The organism is Erwinia typographi (genome assembly GCF_000773975.1).
Taxonomy (GTDB): domain Bacteria; phylum Pseudomonadota; class Gammaproteobacteria; order Enterobacterales; family Enterobacteriaceae; genus Erwinia; species Erwinia typographi.
Window position 1 is genome coordinate 1 of the sequence record NZ_JRUQ01000012.1, and the last position, 15512, is coordinate 15512.

General features: G+C 59.9%; 17 protein-coding genes. All 17 read left to right on the forward strand.

What is annotated here, in order from left to right; genetic code table 11:
- Positions 1–3: 3 nt before the first annotated feature.
- The 17 genes from NG99_RS02700 to NG99_RS29640 all read left to right on the forward strand — a co-directional run bounded on the left by NG99_RS02700 (position 4) and on the right by NG99_RS29640 (position 15490).
- The gene (locus NG99_RS02700) at positions 4–801 is read left to right on the forward strand and encodes a lysophospholipid acyltransferase family protein (RefSeq protein ID WP_034888247.1); all 798 of its coding nucleotides are present in this window, start codon (positions 4–6) and stop codon (positions 799–801) included.
- Positions 802–820: 19 nt separating this feature from the next.
- Positions 821–1087 carry a phosphopantetheine-binding protein gene (locus NG99_RS02705; RefSeq protein WP_034888166.1) on the forward strand — a complete coding sequence of 89 codons (267 nt, stop codon included), beginning with the start codon at positions 821–823 and terminating at the stop codon, positions 1085–1087.
- Between the two features lie 22 nt (positions 1088–1109).
- Entirely contained in the window at positions 1110–1358 is a 249-nt protein-coding gene (locus NG99_RS02710; RefSeq protein WP_034888168.1) for an acyl carrier protein, read from the forward strand.
- 10 nt (positions 1359–1368) lie between these two features.
- The gene (locus tag NG99_RS02715; RefSeq protein WP_034888170.1) at positions 1369–1929 is read left to right on the forward strand and encodes a COG4648 family protein; all 561 of its coding nucleotides are present in this window, start codon (positions 1369–1371) and stop codon (positions 1927–1929) included.
- On the forward strand, positions 1893–3263 hold the full coding sequence (locus NG99_RS02720; RefSeq protein ID WP_232298154.1) for an AMP-binding protein: 1371 nt from the start codon (positions 1893–1895) through the stop codon (positions 3261–3263). Before NG99_RS02715 ends, NG99_RS02720 begins: the two co-directional genes overlap by 37 nt.
- Complete coding sequence (locus NG99_RS02725; protein ID WP_034888174.1) at positions 3250–3597, forward strand: 3-hydroxyacyl-ACP dehydratase FabZ family protein; 348 nt, start codon at positions 3250–3252, stop codon at positions 3595–3597. The genes NG99_RS02720 and NG99_RS02725 overlap by 14 nt, the downstream gene beginning before the upstream one ends.
- Positions 3591–5300 carry a glycosyltransferase family 2 protein gene (locus tag NG99_RS02730; protein WP_034888176.1) on the forward strand — a complete coding sequence of 570 codons (1710 nt, stop codon included), beginning with the start codon at positions 3591–3593 and terminating at the stop codon, positions 5298–5300. Before NG99_RS02725 ends, NG99_RS02730 begins: the two co-directional genes overlap by 7 nt.
- Complete coding sequence (locus tag NG99_RS02735; RefSeq protein ID WP_034888178.1) at positions 5294–5716, forward strand: acyl-CoA thioesterase; 423 nt, start codon at positions 5294–5296, stop codon at positions 5714–5716. The genes NG99_RS02730 and NG99_RS02735 overlap by 7 nt, the downstream gene beginning before the upstream one ends.
- The gene (locus NG99_RS02740) at positions 5713–6318 is read left to right on the forward strand and encodes a LolA family protein (protein WP_034888180.1); all 606 of its coding nucleotides are present in this window, start codon (positions 5713–5715) and stop codon (positions 6316–6318) included. Before NG99_RS02735 ends, NG99_RS02740 begins: the two co-directional genes overlap by 4 nt.
- Entirely contained in the window at positions 6308–8605 is a 2298-nt protein-coding gene (locus NG99_RS02745) for an MMPL family transporter (RefSeq protein WP_034888181.1), read from the forward strand. Before NG99_RS02740 ends, NG99_RS02745 begins: the two co-directional genes overlap by 11 nt.
- Complete coding sequence (locus NG99_RS02750) at positions 8605–9168, forward strand: DUF3261 domain-containing protein (protein ID WP_034888182.1); 564 nt, start codon at positions 8605–8607, stop codon at positions 9166–9168. The genes NG99_RS02745 and NG99_RS02750 overlap by 1 nt, the downstream gene beginning before the upstream one ends.
- Positions 9168–10325 (forward strand): beta-ketoacyl-[acyl-carrier-protein] synthase family protein, encoded by a 1158-nt coding sequence (locus NG99_RS02755; protein ID WP_034888183.1) that lies wholly within the window; start codon positions 9168–9170, stop codon positions 10323–10325. The genes NG99_RS02750 and NG99_RS02755 overlap by 1 nt, the downstream gene beginning before the upstream one ends.
- The gene (locus NG99_RS02760) at positions 10318–10791 is read left to right on the forward strand and encodes an ApeP family dehydratase (protein WP_034888184.1); all 474 of its coding nucleotides are present in this window, start codon (positions 10318–10320) and stop codon (positions 10789–10791) included. The genes NG99_RS02755 and NG99_RS02760 overlap by 8 nt, the downstream gene beginning before the upstream one ends.
- Positions 10788–11519 carry a 3-ketoacyl-ACP reductase FabG2 gene (locus NG99_RS02765; protein ID WP_034888185.1) on the forward strand — a complete coding sequence of 244 codons (732 nt, stop codon included), beginning with the start codon at positions 10788–10790 and terminating at the stop codon, positions 11517–11519. Before NG99_RS02760 ends, NG99_RS02765 begins: the two co-directional genes overlap by 4 nt.
- Complete coding sequence (locus NG99_RS02770) at positions 11516–12748, forward strand: beta-ketoacyl-ACP synthase (RefSeq protein ID WP_198138718.1); 1233 nt, start codon at positions 11516–11518, stop codon at positions 12746–12748. The genes NG99_RS02765 and NG99_RS02770 overlap by 4 nt, the downstream gene beginning before the upstream one ends.
- Positions 12749–12894: 146 nt before the next feature.
- Positions 12895–15090, forward strand: a complete 2196-nt coding sequence (locus NG99_RS02775; protein WP_408606384.1) for a TonB-dependent receptor — start codon at positions 12895–12897, stop codon at positions 15088–15090.
- A gap of 259 nt (positions 15091–15349) precedes the next feature.
- Positions 15350–15490, forward strand: a complete 141-nt coding sequence (locus NG99_RS29640) for a hypothetical protein (protein ID WP_198138719.1) — start codon at positions 15350–15352, stop codon at positions 15488–15490.
- Positions 15491–15512: the final 22 nt, after the last annotated feature.

Sequence of the window (15512 nt, forward strand, 5' to 3'; positions counted from 1 at the left end):
GCTATGAATAACGCAAGCTGTAGCCGCCGTTCTTTCGCTGCCGTGCTTAACCGGTGCTGGCGTATTGCCATGACCGCCGTCTGCTTTTCCCTGTTTGGGCTGGGCGGGCTGATGTTGTCGCTGGTGTGGTTCAATTTGCTGTTGCTGGTTCAGCGCGACCCTGTTCGCCGCCGTCAGCTTGCCCGCCGCAGCATCTCGTTCAGCTTCCGCTGCTTTATGCGTACCCTACGGCTGTTAGGCGTGCTGGATTACCGTATTGAAGGGGGAGGGCAGCTCCGCAGCGAGCGCCGTTGCCTGATCGTGGCGAACCATCCTTCGCTGATCGACTATGTAATGCTGGCGTCGGTAATGCCGGACGTTGATTGTCTGGTTAAAGCCGACCTGCAGCGCAATTTCTTTATCAGCGGGGTGATACGCTCTGCCAGCTATCTGGTCAACAGCCAGGCGGAAACCCTGCTGCCGGACTGCCAGCAGCGGCTGGATAACGGCGACGCGATCATGATCTTCCCGGAGGGCACCCGTACCCGCTACGGCCAGCCGCTGAAGCTCCAGCGCGGTGCGGCAAATATTGCCGTGCGCTGCCGCTGTGATTTGCGTATTGTGCACATCCGCTGCACGCAGCGGATGCTGGATAAACAGAGCCGCTGGTATCAGGTGCCGCCCGAAAAACCGCTGTTCACCGTGACGGTGGGCCAGCGCATAGACAGTCAGCAATTTACGGCAGGTGATGAGGAGGCGCAGCCGCTGGCCGCCCGTCACCTGACCCGTTTTTTACAGCAAGCATTAACCCCAGAACATTAATAATTATTCGGAAACAGGTATGGAAGAGCTAGCGCTTGAAATAAAACAGATGATCATCGACACCCTTAATCTGGAAGAGATCGCCGTGCATGAGATAGAGAGCGAGGCTCCGCTGTTTGGCGACGGCCTGGGGCTGGACTCTATTGATGCGCTGGAGCTGGGGTTGGCAGTGAAGAATCGCTATGGCGTGGTGCTCTCAGCGGAAAGCGAGGAAATGCGGCAGCATTTTTACTCTGTCGCCACGCTGGCCGCTTTTATCCTGACCCAGCGCAAGCTGGGCGCCTGACCCCTAACATCGCGAGTTATTTATGGACAAGAATGAAATTTATCAGGAAGTTACCGGGCTTCTGGTAAAGCTTTTCGAGCTGGATGCGGCAGATATCAAGCCGGAATCCAGGCTATATGAAGATCTGGAGCTGGACAGCATTGATGCCGTGGACATGGTGGTTCACCTGCAAAAACGCATCGGGCGTAAAATTAAGCCGGAGATGTTTAAAGCCGTGCGTACCGTCCAGGACGTGGTCGACGCTGTTGACCAGCTAGTCCGCGAAGGGTGATGCCGTAAGCATGTCCCGGCTGTTGCAGGCTGCCAGCGCCGTGCTGATGGTGCTATGGCCGTTGCTGGTCTGGGCCTCGCTGACGCACCCGGCGTGGCGCTGGCTGCTCCCGCTGGCGGCGGTGCTGTTTCTGCTGCGCGGGCTGGCCCTGTGGGGACGAAAGGGCGCGCTGCCGCTGGTGGGAAAATGGCTGGCGCTGCTCGGCGCAGGGCTAAGCCTGAGCAGCGGCTTTTTGCAGCAAAACCACCTGCTGCTGTGGTATCCGGTGATGGTTAACGGCCTGATGCTGCTGCTGTTTGGCGGCTCGCTATTTAGCAGAATGCCGCTGGTCGAACGCCTGGCCCGTCTGCGTGAGCCAGACCTCCCGCCGCAGGGGGTTCTCTGGACCCGGCGGGTAACGCAGATCTGGTGCCTGTTTTTCATTTTCAACGGCAGCGTCGCGTTAGCGACCTGCCTGATCAACAATCTTACCTGGTGGACGTGGTGGAACGGGCTGGTCAGTTATCTGTTGATGGGACTGCTGATGGCGGGCGAATGGCTGCTGCGTCAGCGCAGGAGAAGGCGGGCATGAGCCTGCCCGTCGGCCTTTGGCTGACCCGTGAAGCGGACGGGCCGGTGGCCCGCCGTGGCGCGCAAATTTTCACGCAGCGTCAGTGGCAGCGGGCAGTGGTGGCGCTCGGCCACCGCCTGCTGGCTCAGCCCCAGCAGAAATGGGCGCTGTGCTTTGAGGACAGTTATCTGTTCAGCATCGCGCTGCTGGCGGCGCTGCATGTAGGCAAGATACCGGTGATCCCCGGCCACTGCCGCGAGTCGCTGCTTCAGGAGCAAAGCAGCGAGTTTGACGCGGCCCTGAGCGATAGCGCCCTGGCGCTGGATTGTCCGGTTATCCAGCTCACCGCTGACGATGCTGAGGAGGCGGACTTAGCCGCGCTCCCGCCGATCGATCCTTTAGCCTTCGTGGTGCTGTTCACCTCAGGCTCGACCGGCGCGCCAGCCCAGGTGATCAAGCCGCTGAGCTGCCTGGACGAGGAAGTCCGCTGGCTGGCAGATCGCTGGGGAGAGCGCCTGGCGGGCTGCACGGTTATCGCCTCCGTCAGCCATCAGCATCTCTATGGCCTGAGCTTCCGCATTTTTCTGCCGCTGGCGCTGGGCCTGCCTTTTGACAGCCGCCAGGTGTATTACAGTGAACAGCTTTCCGCCCAGCAGGCGAGCCTCAAATTCGCCTTAATCAGCAGCCCGGCCTTTTTACGCCGTCTGGATCGTTCGCTGGCGGCGCCGGACTGTCGGCTGATTGTTTCCGCAGGCGGCCCGCTGCCCTGGCGCAGCGCGCAGGAGGTTTGCGCGTGGCTGAAACAGCCGGTAGACGAAATTTATGGCAGCACGGAAACCGGCGTGCTGGCAACCCGCACCCGCAACAGGGAGGGGGAGCTGTGGCAGCCATTCAGTAACGTGGCCTTTTCGCAGGATGCACAGCAGCGCTGGTGGGCAACATCGCCGTTAATTCCGCAGGCGGAAGGGCTTCAGCTGGATGATAAGCTCCAGTTTGCGCCGGGCGGCTTCCAGCTTTGCGGGCGTTATGACCGCATTGTGAAAATTGAAGACAAGCGCGTGTCGCTCAGTGAAATTGAGCGTCGGCTTCTGGCGCTGCCGCAGATTGTGGACGCCGTAGCCCTTTCGGTCAGCCGCCCGGAGCGCAACGGTATCGGCGTAGTGCTGGTGCTTGATGCTTCTTATGACGAGAATCAGCTGACGCAGCTTAAGCGCCAGTGGCGACACGAACTGCATCAATGGCTGGAGCCGGTAGCCATGCCTCGCTTCTGGCGGATTGTAGAAACGATCCCCCATAACAGTCAGAGCAAACGCGCCTGGCCGCAAATACAGGAGTTATTTTATGCTGCCCGTTGAACTCTCTTGTCAGCAGCAGGCTGACCAGGCCGCGCTGTTGCTGAAGGTGGAGTCCGATCTGTTCTGGTTTCGCGGTCATTTTCCCGCTCAGCCGATCCTGCCAGGCGTAGCTCAGCTGGATTGGGTGATGCACTATGGCGTGCTGCTGCTGGCCCAGGGCAAACGGTTTTCAGCCATCGAAAACATCAAATTTCAGCAGCCGATCCTGCCGGGGAGTACCCTCAGGCTGATGCTCAGCTGGCAGCAGGCGAAAAACTGGCTGCTGTTTGACTACCAAATCCTCGCTGGCGAAGGGGCGCAGCGAGCCAGTAGCGGGAAGATATCCCTGTGCTAGCCGCAGATTTTTCGCCCTGCGTGGTGATCCCTTGCTATAACCACGGTGCGATGATGGCGTCGGTGCTGGCGCGGCTGGCCCCGCTGGCGCTGCCGGTCTTTATCGTCGACGATGGCAGCGACGAAGCCACGCGCGCGCGACTTGAACCGCTGCTGAATGAGCGGGTAACGCTACTTCGCCTGGCTGAAAACCAGGGCAAGGGCGCGGCGGTGATGCGCGGATTACAGGCTGCTGCCGATGCAGGCTTCAGCCATGCGCTACAGGTTGATGCCGACGGGCAGCATCAGATTGAAGACAGCCCGAAGCTGCTGGCCGAAGCCCGCAGGCACCCGGACTGCCTGATCTCGGGCCAGCCGCTGTATGATGATTCGATCCCCAGGTCCCGCCTGTACGGTCGCTACGTCACGCACTTCTGGGTCTGGGTGGAGACGCTGTCGCTGTCGATCAAGGACAGTATGTGCGGCTTTCGCGTCTATCCGCTGGCGCCATGCCTGGCGCTGACCAGCCGCCATCCGGTCGGCCAGCGGATGGATTTTGACACGGAAATCATGGTTCGCCTCTACTGGCAGGGCACGCCAGCTCGCTTTATCCCCACTCGCGTAACCTATCCGCAGGACGGGCTGTCGCATTTCGATGCGCTGCATGACAACCTGCGGATCTCGTGGATGCATACCCGATTGTTTTTCGGCATGTTGCCGCGCATTCCGTCTCTGCTCAGGCGCCGCCGTAGTGGCCACTGGGCGGGCATTCAGGAGCGCAAGGGCCTGGCGGGCCTGAAGTTTATGCTGTGGGTTTATCAGCAGTTTGGGCGCGGCGTATTTACGCTGCTGCTGTGGCCGGTGACGTTTGCTTACTGGTTAAGCGGCGGGCCGCAGCGTGAGGCCTCCCGCCAGTGGCTACGGGCCATCAGCGCCCAGGCCCGCAGGCAAAACAGAGCGCTGCCGGGCCGCCTGAACAGTTTTCAGCACTTTCTGCGTTTCGCTGACTCGATGCTGGAGAAAATTGCCAGCTGGCGCGGCGATCTTCGTTGGGGAAAAGAAATTGACTTCGCTCCGGGCGCTGAGCGGGCGATTAACGCAGGCACGCCTGGCGGCAGGCTGATCCTCGCCTCCCATCTGGGGGATATTGAAGCCTGTCGGGCGCTGGCGCAGCAGGTAAGCGGGCTGACGATTAACGCGCTGGTGTTTACCGATAACGCCCAGCGTTTCCGCCAGGTGATGGATGAGATTGCGCCAGAGGCCAGCAAACACCTTATCCCGGTGACCGATATTGGACCGGATACCGCGATTCTGCTCCAGCAGAAGCTCGACGCGGGCGAGTGGGTCGCCATTGTTGGCGACCGCACCGCCGTAAACCGTCAGCGTGGCGGCGTGCGAAGGGTGATCTGGAGCGAGTTTATGGGCAAACCGGCTCCCTTTCCGCAGGGGCCTTTTGTGCTGGCCGCCGCGCTGCGCTGCCCGGTACTGCTAATGTTCGCCCTGCGCGAAAAAGGCACGCTGCGGCTGCACTGTGAGCCGTTTGCCGATCCGCTGCTGCTGCCGCGAGCCACCCGCCAGCAGGCGCTGCAACAGGCGGTGGATCGCTATGCCGCCAGGCTGGAACACCATGCGCTGATGGCGCCGCTGGACTGGTTTAACTTTTTTGATTTCTGGCAACTGCCAAATCAACCGCAAACGGAAGACAAAGAGGAGCCACAGTGTTAAACGACCCGCGTTTTACTGTTGATGTTGAGCTGAGTATTCCCTTTCACGATGTGGATGCGATGGGCGTTGTCTGGCACGGCAACTATTTCCGCTATTTTGAAATCGCCCGCGAAAAATTATTGAGCAAGTTCAACTATGGCTACCGCGAAATGAAAGCCTCTGGCTATCTGTGGCCGGTGGTGGATACGCGAGTGAAATACCGCGCGGCGCTGACCTTCGAACAGACTATCCGCGTGCGCGCCACGCTGGAAGAGGTGGAAAACCGCCTGCGCATCGGCTATCAGATTTTCGATGCGCACAGCGGCCAGCGTACGACCACCGGTTACACCATTCAGGTGGCGGTGGCGGAGGGGACGCAGGAACTGAGTTTCGTCTCGCCGCCGATTTTATTTGCGCGTCTGGGGGTTCAGCCATGATCAAATTCCTGCTTGCCGGGCTGCTGCTGATCGGCACCGCCGCTCAGGCAGTGACGCTGGAGGAGCTCCAGCAGCGGTTCGCCAGCCAGCCGGTGGTGCGCGCCGAGTTCACCCAGCTACGGGAGATCAAAGGCATGGCGCAGCCGCTGAAATCCAGCGGAGAGCTGCTGATCGCTAAGGATAAAGGGCTGTGGTGGCATCAGGCCAGACCCTTCCCGCTGACGCTGGTGCTGGATGATAAGCGCATGGTGCAGGTGATGAACGGGCAGCCGCCGCAGATTATTACCGCTGAGAGCAATCCGCAGATGTTCCAGTTTAACCATCTGCTGCGCGCGCTTTTCCAGGCTGACCGCAGGGTGCTTGAGCAGAACTTTGCGTTGGACTTTCAGCCTGCTGACCAGCAGAAATGGCAGCTGGTGCTGACGCCGAAAACCTCGCCGCTGGATAAGCTGTTCAACACCATTACCCTCCAGGGAGCGGAATATCTGGAGGCCATTAAGCTGAACGATCGTCAGGGCGATAAAACCGATATCGTGCTCAGCAATCAGCGCCTGACGCCCGTCAGCCTGAGCGAAGAAGAGCAGCAGCGTTTTGATTTCTAAGCATCCACGGGCGGCCGCCCTCGCCTGGCTGGCTATCTGCCTGCTGCTGGCGGCCACGCTTGCCGCGCTGCTGCCGAAGGCAACCATCAACAGCAGCGTGCTGGCTCTGCTGCCTGAGCAGACGATGGGCGACATTCCGGCCGATCTTCAGCAGGGCTTTATGCAGCGGCTGGACCGCCAGATGGTCTGGCTGGTCAGCGCAGGGGAAGAGGACAATCCTCAGGTCGCGGCATGGACGCTGCAACAGCTTCAGCGTTTAGCCATACTGCAAAACGTCAGGGGGCCGGTGGACGCCAGCACCCAGCAGGCGTGGGGGAAATTTGCCTGGCAGCACCGCAACGCGATGATTGATCCGGCCACTCGCGCCAGACTGCAAAACGGCGGCGGCGCTCAGGGGGACTGGGTGCTGGGGCAGCTCTATTCGGCATTTGCCGGCGTCAGCGGACAGGAGATGGCCAACGATCCGCTGCTGCTGGTGCGCGGCGCGCAGCTGGCTATGCAGCAAAACAGTGGCAGGCTGGGGCTGAGCCAGGGCTGGCTGACCACCACGGATAAGCAGGGGCGGGTGTGGTATTTCCTGCACGCGGAGCTGAACGGCAATTCGTTTGATATGCAGCAGAGCCACGCGGTAGTGACTCAGCTTGCCGCGCTCAAATCGCGGCTGAACGAAAAATATCCTCAGGCGCGGCTGCTGTCGCGCGGTACGGTATATTTCAGCGACTTTGCCAGCCAGCAGGCAAAGCACGACGTTTCCACGCTGGGCGTGGCGACCATTATCGGCGTGCTGCTGCTGGTGTTTTCCGTTTTCCGCTCACCGCGTCCGCTGCTGCTGTGCGCGCTTTCGGTTGGCATCGGCGCGCTGGCTGGCGTGACGATCACGCTGCTGATTTTTGGCGAACTGCACCTGATGACGCTGGTGATGAGCCTGAGCATCGTCGGAATCTCGGCGGACTACACGCTGTACTACCTGACCGAACGCATGGTGCACGGCGCGGAATCAACGCCGTCGCAAAGTCTGAGCAAGGTGATTCGGGCGCTGCTGCTGGCGCTGGGCACGACGGCGATCGCCTGGCTGATCATGGTGCTGGCTCCGTTTCCCGGCATTCGTCAGCTGGCAGTTTTTGCCGCCGTGGGGCTGGCGGCCTCCTGCCTGACGGTGATTTGCTGGTATCCGCTGCTGGTGAAAGGCCTGCCGGTTCGCCCGGTGCCGCTGCTGGCGCTGATGGGACGCTGGCTGGTGAGCTGGCGCCGAACCCCTAAGATTCGCATCGGGCTGCCGCTGCTGGTCGCGCTGATGTCAGCCGTCGGGCTGGCCCGGCTGCATGTCGATGATAATATCTCGCAGCTTCAGGCGCTGCCGCCTGCGCTGCTGGCGCAGGAAAAACAGATTGCGCAGCTGACCGGGCAGGGCGCAGAGCAGACCTGGATGGTGGTCTACGGCGAGACGCCTGAGCAGGCGCTGCAACGGCTGGAGACGCTGGCTCCGGCGCTGGCAAAGGCGAAGGCGCGTCAGTGGCTGACCCATTATCGCCTGCTGCCGATTTCCTCGCTGGCCCAACAGCAGCGGGACAACCAGTTGCTCAAGCGCGCCGCGCCGGGGGTGATGGCCCAACTGCGTCAGGCTGGCGTTGCGCTCGCGGAGCCGGATCTTTCGCCGATGACGCTGACGCCGGAACAGTGGCTCGCCAGCCCGAATAGCGAAGGCTGGCGGCTGCTGTGGCTCTCCGTTTCCGCCGGTCGCAGCGGCGTGCTGGTGCCGGTTGAAGGGGTAAAAAACAGCGCCGCGCTGGCCGGACTGGCGAAAAGCCTGCCGGGCGTGAGCTGGATCGACCGCAAAGCCACCTTCGACCAGCTGTTTAGCTTCTACCGAATGCTGCTGGGGTGGCTGCTGGCGGCGGCGCTGGCCGCTATTGCGCTAAGCTATATGCTGCGGCTGGGCCTTCGTCAGGGCGCGATTGGCGTGCTGCCTTCGGTGCTGTCGCTGGGCGGCGGCCTGGCGGCGCTGTCGCTTTCCGGCCATTCGCTCAACCTGTTTTCGCTGCTGGCGCTGGTGCTGGTCTTAGGGATAGGCATCAATTACACGCTGTTCTTCAGCAATCCGCGCGGCACGCCGATAACCTCGTTACTGGCGGTGACCCTGGCGATGATGACTACGTTACTGACGCTGGGAATGCTGGTGTTCAGCAGCACCCAGGCCATAGCCAGCTTTGGCATCGTGCTTTGCAGCGGTATCTTTACCGCCTTCCTGCTGGCCCCGCTGGCGCTGCCGCCTAAAAGGAAAAAATGATGAGAGTGATTGCCGCGGCCGCACTGGCCCTGCTGCTGGTCGGCTGTGCCAGCAAACCCAACGATAATCAGCCCGAAGCGTGGCTTAAGCCAGGGGTGAAGGTCGCCTTGCCCGCGCCCGGCATCGATCCGGCCTTCAGTCAGCAGCAGCTGCTGACCGGGACCTTCAAGGGGAAACAGCAGTCTTTACTGGTTCTGCTGAGCGCCGATCGGCAGCAGCTAACCCTGGCCGGCCTCTCTTCGCTGGGCATCAGGCTGTTCAGGGTGAGCTATGATCGCAGCGGTATCCACACCGAGCAGTCAATCGTGCTGCCGGAGATGCCGCCAGCCAGCCAGGTGCTGGCCGATATTATGCTGAGCCACTGGCCCGTAGCCGCCTGGCAGCCGCGCCTGCCGCAGGGATGGACCTTAGCCGACCACGGCGACCGGCGTCAATTGCGTGACGATCGCGGCACGCTGATTACCGAAATTCGCTACCTGCAGCGCGGGTCGCAGCGTGAGCCGGTCAGCATTCAGCAGTTTGCTTTTGGCTACCATATTCTTATTCAACAGCTGGACTCCTGATGATCTACATTTCAGCGGTCGGTATGCTCAGCGCGCTGGGCAACGACATGGCGACCACCGCAGAGAACCTGGCGCGTAACGAGGCTCCCGGTATGCGGCCGGACAGCGGCTGGCTGCTGCACGGTAAGCCCTGCTGGACCGGCAGAGTGGATGCCGCGTTGCCAGATATTCCCCCGGCGCTTGCCGCCCATCGCAGCCGTAATAATCAGCTGCTGCTGGCCGCTTTGCAGCAAATTCAGCCGCAGGTCAGTGAGGCGATTGAGACGTACGGCCATGACCGCGTCGCCATCGTGCTGGGCACCAGCACCTCCGGGCTGAACGAAGCCGACTCGCAGGTCGCTGTCTGCGCGGAAGGCTATCACTACTATCAGCAGGAGCTGGGCGATCCCTCGCGCTTTCTCGCCAGCTATCTGCGGCTGTCCGGCCCGGCTTATACCCTTTCAACCGCCTGTTCTTCCAGCGCCAGAGCGATCGTTAGCGGTAAGCGGCTGATTGAGTGCGGGCTGGCTGACGTGGCGATCGTGGGCGGTGCAGACACCCTGAGCCGTATGCCGATCAACGGCTTTGACAGCCTTGAATCCCTTTCAGCAGAGCGGTGCGCGCCGTTCAGTAAACAGCGCAGCGGCATCAGCATCGGTGAGGGCGCCGCGCTGATGCTGTTGACTAAAACGCCACATGAAGTGGCGATATCCGGCGTGGGAGAGTCTTCCGACGCCTGGCATATGTCTGCACCGCATCCCGCAGGAGAAGGAGCCATCCGCGCTATTGAGATGGCGCTGAAGCAGGCGAAGCTGGCCGCCGGCGCGCTGGGGTACATCAATTTGCACGGTACGGCAACGCGGCTGAACGACAAAATTGAAGCTGAGGTGGTCAGCAAGATTTTCGGCGAAACCATTCCCTGTAGTTCGACCAAGCATCTTACCGGGCATACGCTGGGCGCTGCCGGTATTTGCGAAGCCGCGCTGTGCTGGCTGATCCTCACGCAGTCCGTAGCGCTGCCGCCGCAGGATTTCACCCTGAGCGGGCAGGATGATACGCTGGCCGCCTGTGGGCTGCTGTTACAGGCCAGGCCGCTGGCGGGAAGCGCCGTGATGACGAACTCTTTTGCCTTTGGCGGCAACAATACCTGCCTGATACTGGAAAAGCATGATGGTTAACTACAAGAGCGCGGCAGCATATCTGCCGCACGATGCGCCAATGGTGCTGCTGGACAGGGTGCTTTCCGTCAGCGACGAAAGCGCCTGCTGCGAGGTGACGGTTGGCGAGGGGGTACTGGCCCCGTTTCTCACTGCTCAGGGCGATCTACCCGCCTGGTTTGGTATCGAAATCATTGCCCAAACCATCGGCGTCTGGGCGGGCTGGCATGGCCGCCAGGTCGACGATTTAAAGCCGTCGCCGGGGATGCTGCTTGGCGGCCGTGGCTATCGCTGCGAGGCTGCCGCGTTTCCCGCTGGATCAACGCTGAAGGTGAGCATCACTCTGCTGATGCGCGACGAAAAAATTGGCAGCTTTGACGGGCAGATTACGATTGATGGCGAGCGCTACGCCAGCGGCAGGCTGAATACCTATCAGCCCGACCGGGAAGAATTACACCAACTTTTGCAACAGGGTAACAACGGATGACGCGTTCTGTACTGGTCACGGGCGGCAGCAAGGGCATTGGCAGGGCGATAGCTCTGCGCCTGGCCGCCGAAGGATTCACCGTCGTTGTGCATTATCATAGCGACCGCGCTGGCGCGGAGGAGACCCTGCGCCAGCTGCAACAGGCTGGCGGCCAGGGCCGTGTCCTGGGGTTTGATATCGCTCATCGGGAAGAGTGCCGCACGCTGATTGAGCAGGATATTGCCGCAGCGGGCGCCTACTACGGCGTGGTCAGCAACGCGGGGATAACCCGTGACGGCGCGTTCCCCGCCTTGAGCGAGGATGACTGGGACAGCGTCATTCATACCAATCTCGACAGCTTCTATAACGTGATCCACCCGTGCATTATGCCAATGATCGGCCTGCGTCAGGGGGGCCGCATTATTACGCTGTCGTCGGTCTCCGGGCTGATGGGCAATCGCGGCCAGGTCAACTACAGCGCAGCCAAAGCAGGGATTATCGGCGCGACCAAGGCGCTGGCTATCGAGCTGGCTAAGCGGAAAATCACCGTCAACTGCATTGCGCCGGGGCTGATTGATACCGGAATGATCCGGATGGAACCCCTGGCCGTAGAGGAAGCGATGAAGATGATCCCGATGAAGCGAATGGGCCAGGCAGAGGAAGTGGCCGGGCTGGCAAGCTATCTGATGTCGGATATTGCTGGTTACGTCACCCGCCAGGTGATTTCGATTAATGGGGGCATGCTGTGATCCGCCGCGTAGTGGTGACCGGGATGGGCGGCGTAACCGCCTTCGGCAACGACTGGCCATCGATTTCAGCAAGAATGCGGGCGGGACGCAACGCGGTACGCAGGATGCCGGAGTGGCAGGTTTACGACGGGCTGAATACGCTGCTGGGCGCGCCGGTCGACGATTTTACGCTGCCGGAGCACTACACCCGCAAGCGCATCCGCTCGATGGGCCGGGTTTCGCTGATGGCGACCCGCGCCAGCGAACTGGCGCTGGCGCAGGCAGGCCTGCTGGAGGCCGCAGTGCTGACCAGTGGCGAAACCGGCATTGCCTACGGTTCCTCAACCGGCAGCACCGGCCCGGTGAGTGAGTTCGCCACCATGCTGACTGAGAAGCATACCAATAACATTACCGGCACCACTTATGTGCAGATGATGCCGCACACGGCAGCGGTGAATACCGGCCTGTTTTTTGGCCTGCGCGGCAGGGTGATCCCTACTTCCAGCGCCTGCACTTCCGGCAGCCAGGCGATTGGCTATGCGTGGGAAGCCATTCGCCACGGTTATCAGACGGTGATGGTGGCTGGCGGCGCTGAAGAGCTTTGTCCTTCCGAAGCGGCCGTCTTTGATACGCTGTTTGCCACCAGCCAGCGCAACGACGCGCCGGAAACCACGCCTTCACCGTTCGACAAAAAGCGTGATGGTCTGGTGATCGGCGAGGGAGCCGGTACGCTAGTGCTGGAAGAGCTGGAACATGCGCAGGCGCGCGGCGCAACGATCTATGCCGAAATTGTGGGCTTCCACACCAACTGCGATGCGGCACACATTACTCAGCCGCAGCGTGAAACGATGCAGATTTGCATTGAGGGCGCGCTGCGGATTGCGGGACTGAAGGCGGAAGAGATTGGCTATATCAATGCCCACGGCACGGCCACCGATCGGGGGGATGTGGCCGAGAGTCTGGCAACGGCCGCCGTGTTCGGCAACCGTACGCCTGTCTCCTCTTTTAAGAGCTATTTCGGCCATACGCTGGGAGCCTGCGGCGCGCTGGAGGCGTGGCTGAGCATTGAGATGATGCGGGAAGGCTGGTTCGCGCCAACCCTGAATCTGACCGAGCCAGCGGTAGATTGCGGCAGCTTAGATTACATCATGCACCAACCGCGCGAGCTGCAAACCGATTATATCCAGTCAAATAATTTTGCCTTCGGCGGCATTAACACTTCGCTGATCTTCCGCCGCTGGAGGGAGTAGAGCAGAAATATCATTCTCTTAAGCCAATAAAGACAGGTTTGATTTTTGAGCATTTTCAGCTTGCATTCTGGAATCTTCTGAGCATAATCGCAATCCGAATAATAATTATTATCAATTGCGTTTATTGTCAGGGGATCGTAATGGCATTGAAAAGAACAGGTAAAAACGGCTTCAAATTAACCTTGCTGGCGGCATTGACGGGATCCGTCATTGCGCCGGCGATGGCCGCTACTGGCGACAGCAGCAGTAAAACCGCAACCACGCAAGACACCATGACGGTGACGGCAAAGCCGGATGATAACTTCAAACCCGGCGGCGACCAGCTGGTTCCGGCCTACCTTGATGGGCCGGTCGCTAACGGCGGCCGACTCGGTATGCTGGGCGAGCAGGAGGCGAAAAACGTCCCGTTTAACGTTATCGGCTACACCAGTAAAATGATTCAGGATCAGCAGGCCACCACGATTAAGGATGTGGTGGCTAACGATGCTTCCGTGCAGAACGTGCAGGGCTACGGCAACTTTGCCGAAACCTACCGCATCCGGGGATTCGATCTGGATGGCGATGATATGACGTTTGGCGGCCTGTCTGGCGTGATGCCGCGTCAGGTTGTCTCTACACAAATGATTGACCGCGTGGAAGTTTTCAAAGGCTCGAATGCGCTGATTAATGGTGCAGCCACTTCTGGCGTCGGTGGGATGATCAACCTTGAACCGAAACATGCTGAAGACACGCCTCTGACCCGGGTTGGCGTGGATTACACGTCTTCTTCGCAGGTAGGCACTACCCTCGATGTCGGCCGCCGCTTCGGTGACAATAACCAGTGGGGCGTGCGGGTTAACCTGCTGCATCGCGAGGGCGAAACGGCCATCGACAACGAAAAACGCCGCGCAACTCTGGCTTCCATCGGACTGGATTATCGCGGTGACAAACTGCGGACCTCGCTGGATTTGGGCTATCAGAAGCAGGAATATCACGGTGGTCGCCTGGGCGTAAACATCAGCAAGGTTGATTTTATCCCTGAAGTTCCGCGCGCCACCAGCAACTACAGCCAGGACTGGGTATACAGCAATCTCGAAAGCGAATTCGGCATGGCCCGTGCGGAATACGATATCGCGCCGGACTGGACGCTCTACGGCGCGATGGGCGGACAGCATTCGCATGAAACCGGGGCTTACGCCTCGCCTAAGCTGACCGACGAAGACGGATCGGCTACCATTGGCCGTATGGACACCAACAAATATATCGATGCTTTCAGCGGCATGGGCGGGGTTCGCGGCAAATTTAATACCGGCGTGGTCAGCCACAGCGTTAACGTCGGCTATGCTGCGCAGACTACGCGCAACAAAACCTCTTATGGTATGGCGCTGACGACTAAAGACACCAATATTTACGATACTTCCGACGTGTCTGCGCCAACCAACACCTATTTTGGCGGCGATCTTGACGATCCGCGTCCAACCAGTCGCGTTCGTACTGAAGGCCTGCTGCTTTCCGATACGCTGGGCTTCATTGATGACAAAGTGCTGCTGACCGTAGGCGCACGTCATCAGAAAGTGGTGGTGCGTAACTATGCCTACGGCACCGCGATTGAAGATACCGACTCCCGCTTCACTAAATCACGCTGGACGCCGGGCTATGGCCTGGTGGTGAAACCGTGGGAAACCGTGTCGTTCTACGCTAACCATATTGAGGCGTTACAGCCGGGTGATACCGCTTCCAACACGGCCCTCAACGCTGGGCAGGTAACGGGCATTTCGCTGTCCAAACAAAATGAAGTGGGCATGAAGGTCGATTATGGTCGCATTGGCGGATCGCTGGCGCTTTTTGAAATCAAAAAGCCGACCGGCATCATCAATCAGCAAACCAACGTGTTTGGCCTGTACGGCGAACAGCGTAACCGGGGCGTTGAGCTGAACGTCTTTGGCGAGCCTATGTATGGCGTGCGTCTCAACGGCAGCGCGACCTGGCTGGACCCGAAGATGAGCAAAACCGAAGATGGCACCTATGACGGCAAAAACGCCATCGGCGTGGCGAACTTCTACACGGTGCTGAGCGCGGAATATGACATCAAACCGGTTGAAGGGCTGACGGCTCTGGCGCGCCTGACCCACTCCGGGTCGCAGTATGCTGACGAGGCCAACACCAAAAAGCTGGACAGTTACACCACGCTCGATCTGGGGATGCGCTACCGGATGAAGGTCCAGCAGAACGATCTGACCTGGCGTCTGGGTGTTGAGAACGTCACCAACGAGAAGTACTGGTCCGGCGTGGAAAGCAACGGCACCTACATTTATCAGGGCGACCCGCGAGAGCTTAAACTCTCACTCACCTACGATTTCTAATCGTCACGGGCCGCGAAAGCGGCTCGTTTGCTTTTTAATATAAATAAAATGCGATAATAACCGTGGGGATTATTTGTGCGCTCTCCGCGAGACAGCTCGCGAAAAACGGCGCGGAAAAGCGCTATCCGTACAGACTAACTCTTTTCTCAGGGTATTACTGTGCTATAGTACAGGCTCCGGTTGCGTCCAGTGAAGGCGCGATCCTTAACAATTTCTGGCATTGAACACCGGACGTTTTGCCAGCAGATGATAAATAATAATGAGCCAACGTCCTGATAACGACTACTCCGGTGAATCCCGCCTGCCGCTGGATGATGCGCAGTTTGCTATTGTGGCACTTGCCATCACCTCGTTTACACTGATCGCCTTCGTGCTGGTGATTACGCTGTGGATGACCTGACCACGCTGCTGTTTTGCCGCTT

Bases quoted from the DNA above. Each gene is read 5' to 3' on its own strand.
- NG99_RS02700 (WP_034888247.1), top strand. From the start codon at position 4: ATGAATAACGCAAGCTGTAGCCGCCGTTCTTTCGCTGCCGTGCTTAAC.
- NG99_RS02705 (WP_034888166.1), top strand. From the start codon at position 821: ATGGAAGAGCTAGCGCTTGAAATAAAACAGATGATCATCGACACCCTT.
- NG99_RS02710 (WP_034888168.1), top strand. From the start codon at position 1,110: ATGGACAAGAATGAAATTTATCAGGAAGTTACCGGGCTTCTGGTAAAG.
- NG99_RS02715 (WP_034888170.1), top strand. From the start codon at position 1,369: ATGTCCCGGCTGTTGCAGGCTGCCAGCGCCGTGCTGATGGTGCTATGG.
- NG99_RS02720 (WP_232298154.1), top strand. From the start codon at position 1,893: ATGGCTGCTGCGTCAGCGCAGGAGAAGGCGGGCATGAGCCTGCCCGTC.
- NG99_RS02725 (WP_034888174.1), top strand. From the start codon at position 3,250: ATGCTGCCCGTTGAACTCTCTTGTCAGCAGCAGGCTGACCAGGCCGCG.
- NG99_RS02740 (WP_034888180.1), top strand. From the start codon at position 5,713: ATGATCAAATTCCTGCTTGCCGGGCTGCTGCTGATCGGCACCGCCGCT.
- NG99_RS02750 (WP_034888182.1), top strand. From the start codon at position 8,605: ATGAGAGTGATTGCCGCGGCCGCACTGGCCCTGCTGCTGGTCGGCTGT.
- NG99_RS02755 (WP_034888183.1), top strand. From the start codon at position 9,168: ATGATCTACATTTCAGCGGTCGGTATGCTCAGCGCGCTGGGCAACGAC.
- NG99_RS02760 (WP_034888184.1), top strand. From the start codon at position 10,318: ATGGTTAACTACAAGAGCGCGGCAGCATATCTGCCGCACGATGCGCCA.
- NG99_RS02765 (WP_034888185.1), top strand. From the start codon at position 10,788: ATGACGCGTTCTGTACTGGTCACGGGCGGCAGCAAGGGCATTGGCAGG.
- NG99_RS29640 (WP_198138719.1), top strand. From the start codon at position 15,350: ATGAGCCAACGTCCTGATAACGACTACTCCGGTGAATCCCGCCTGCCG.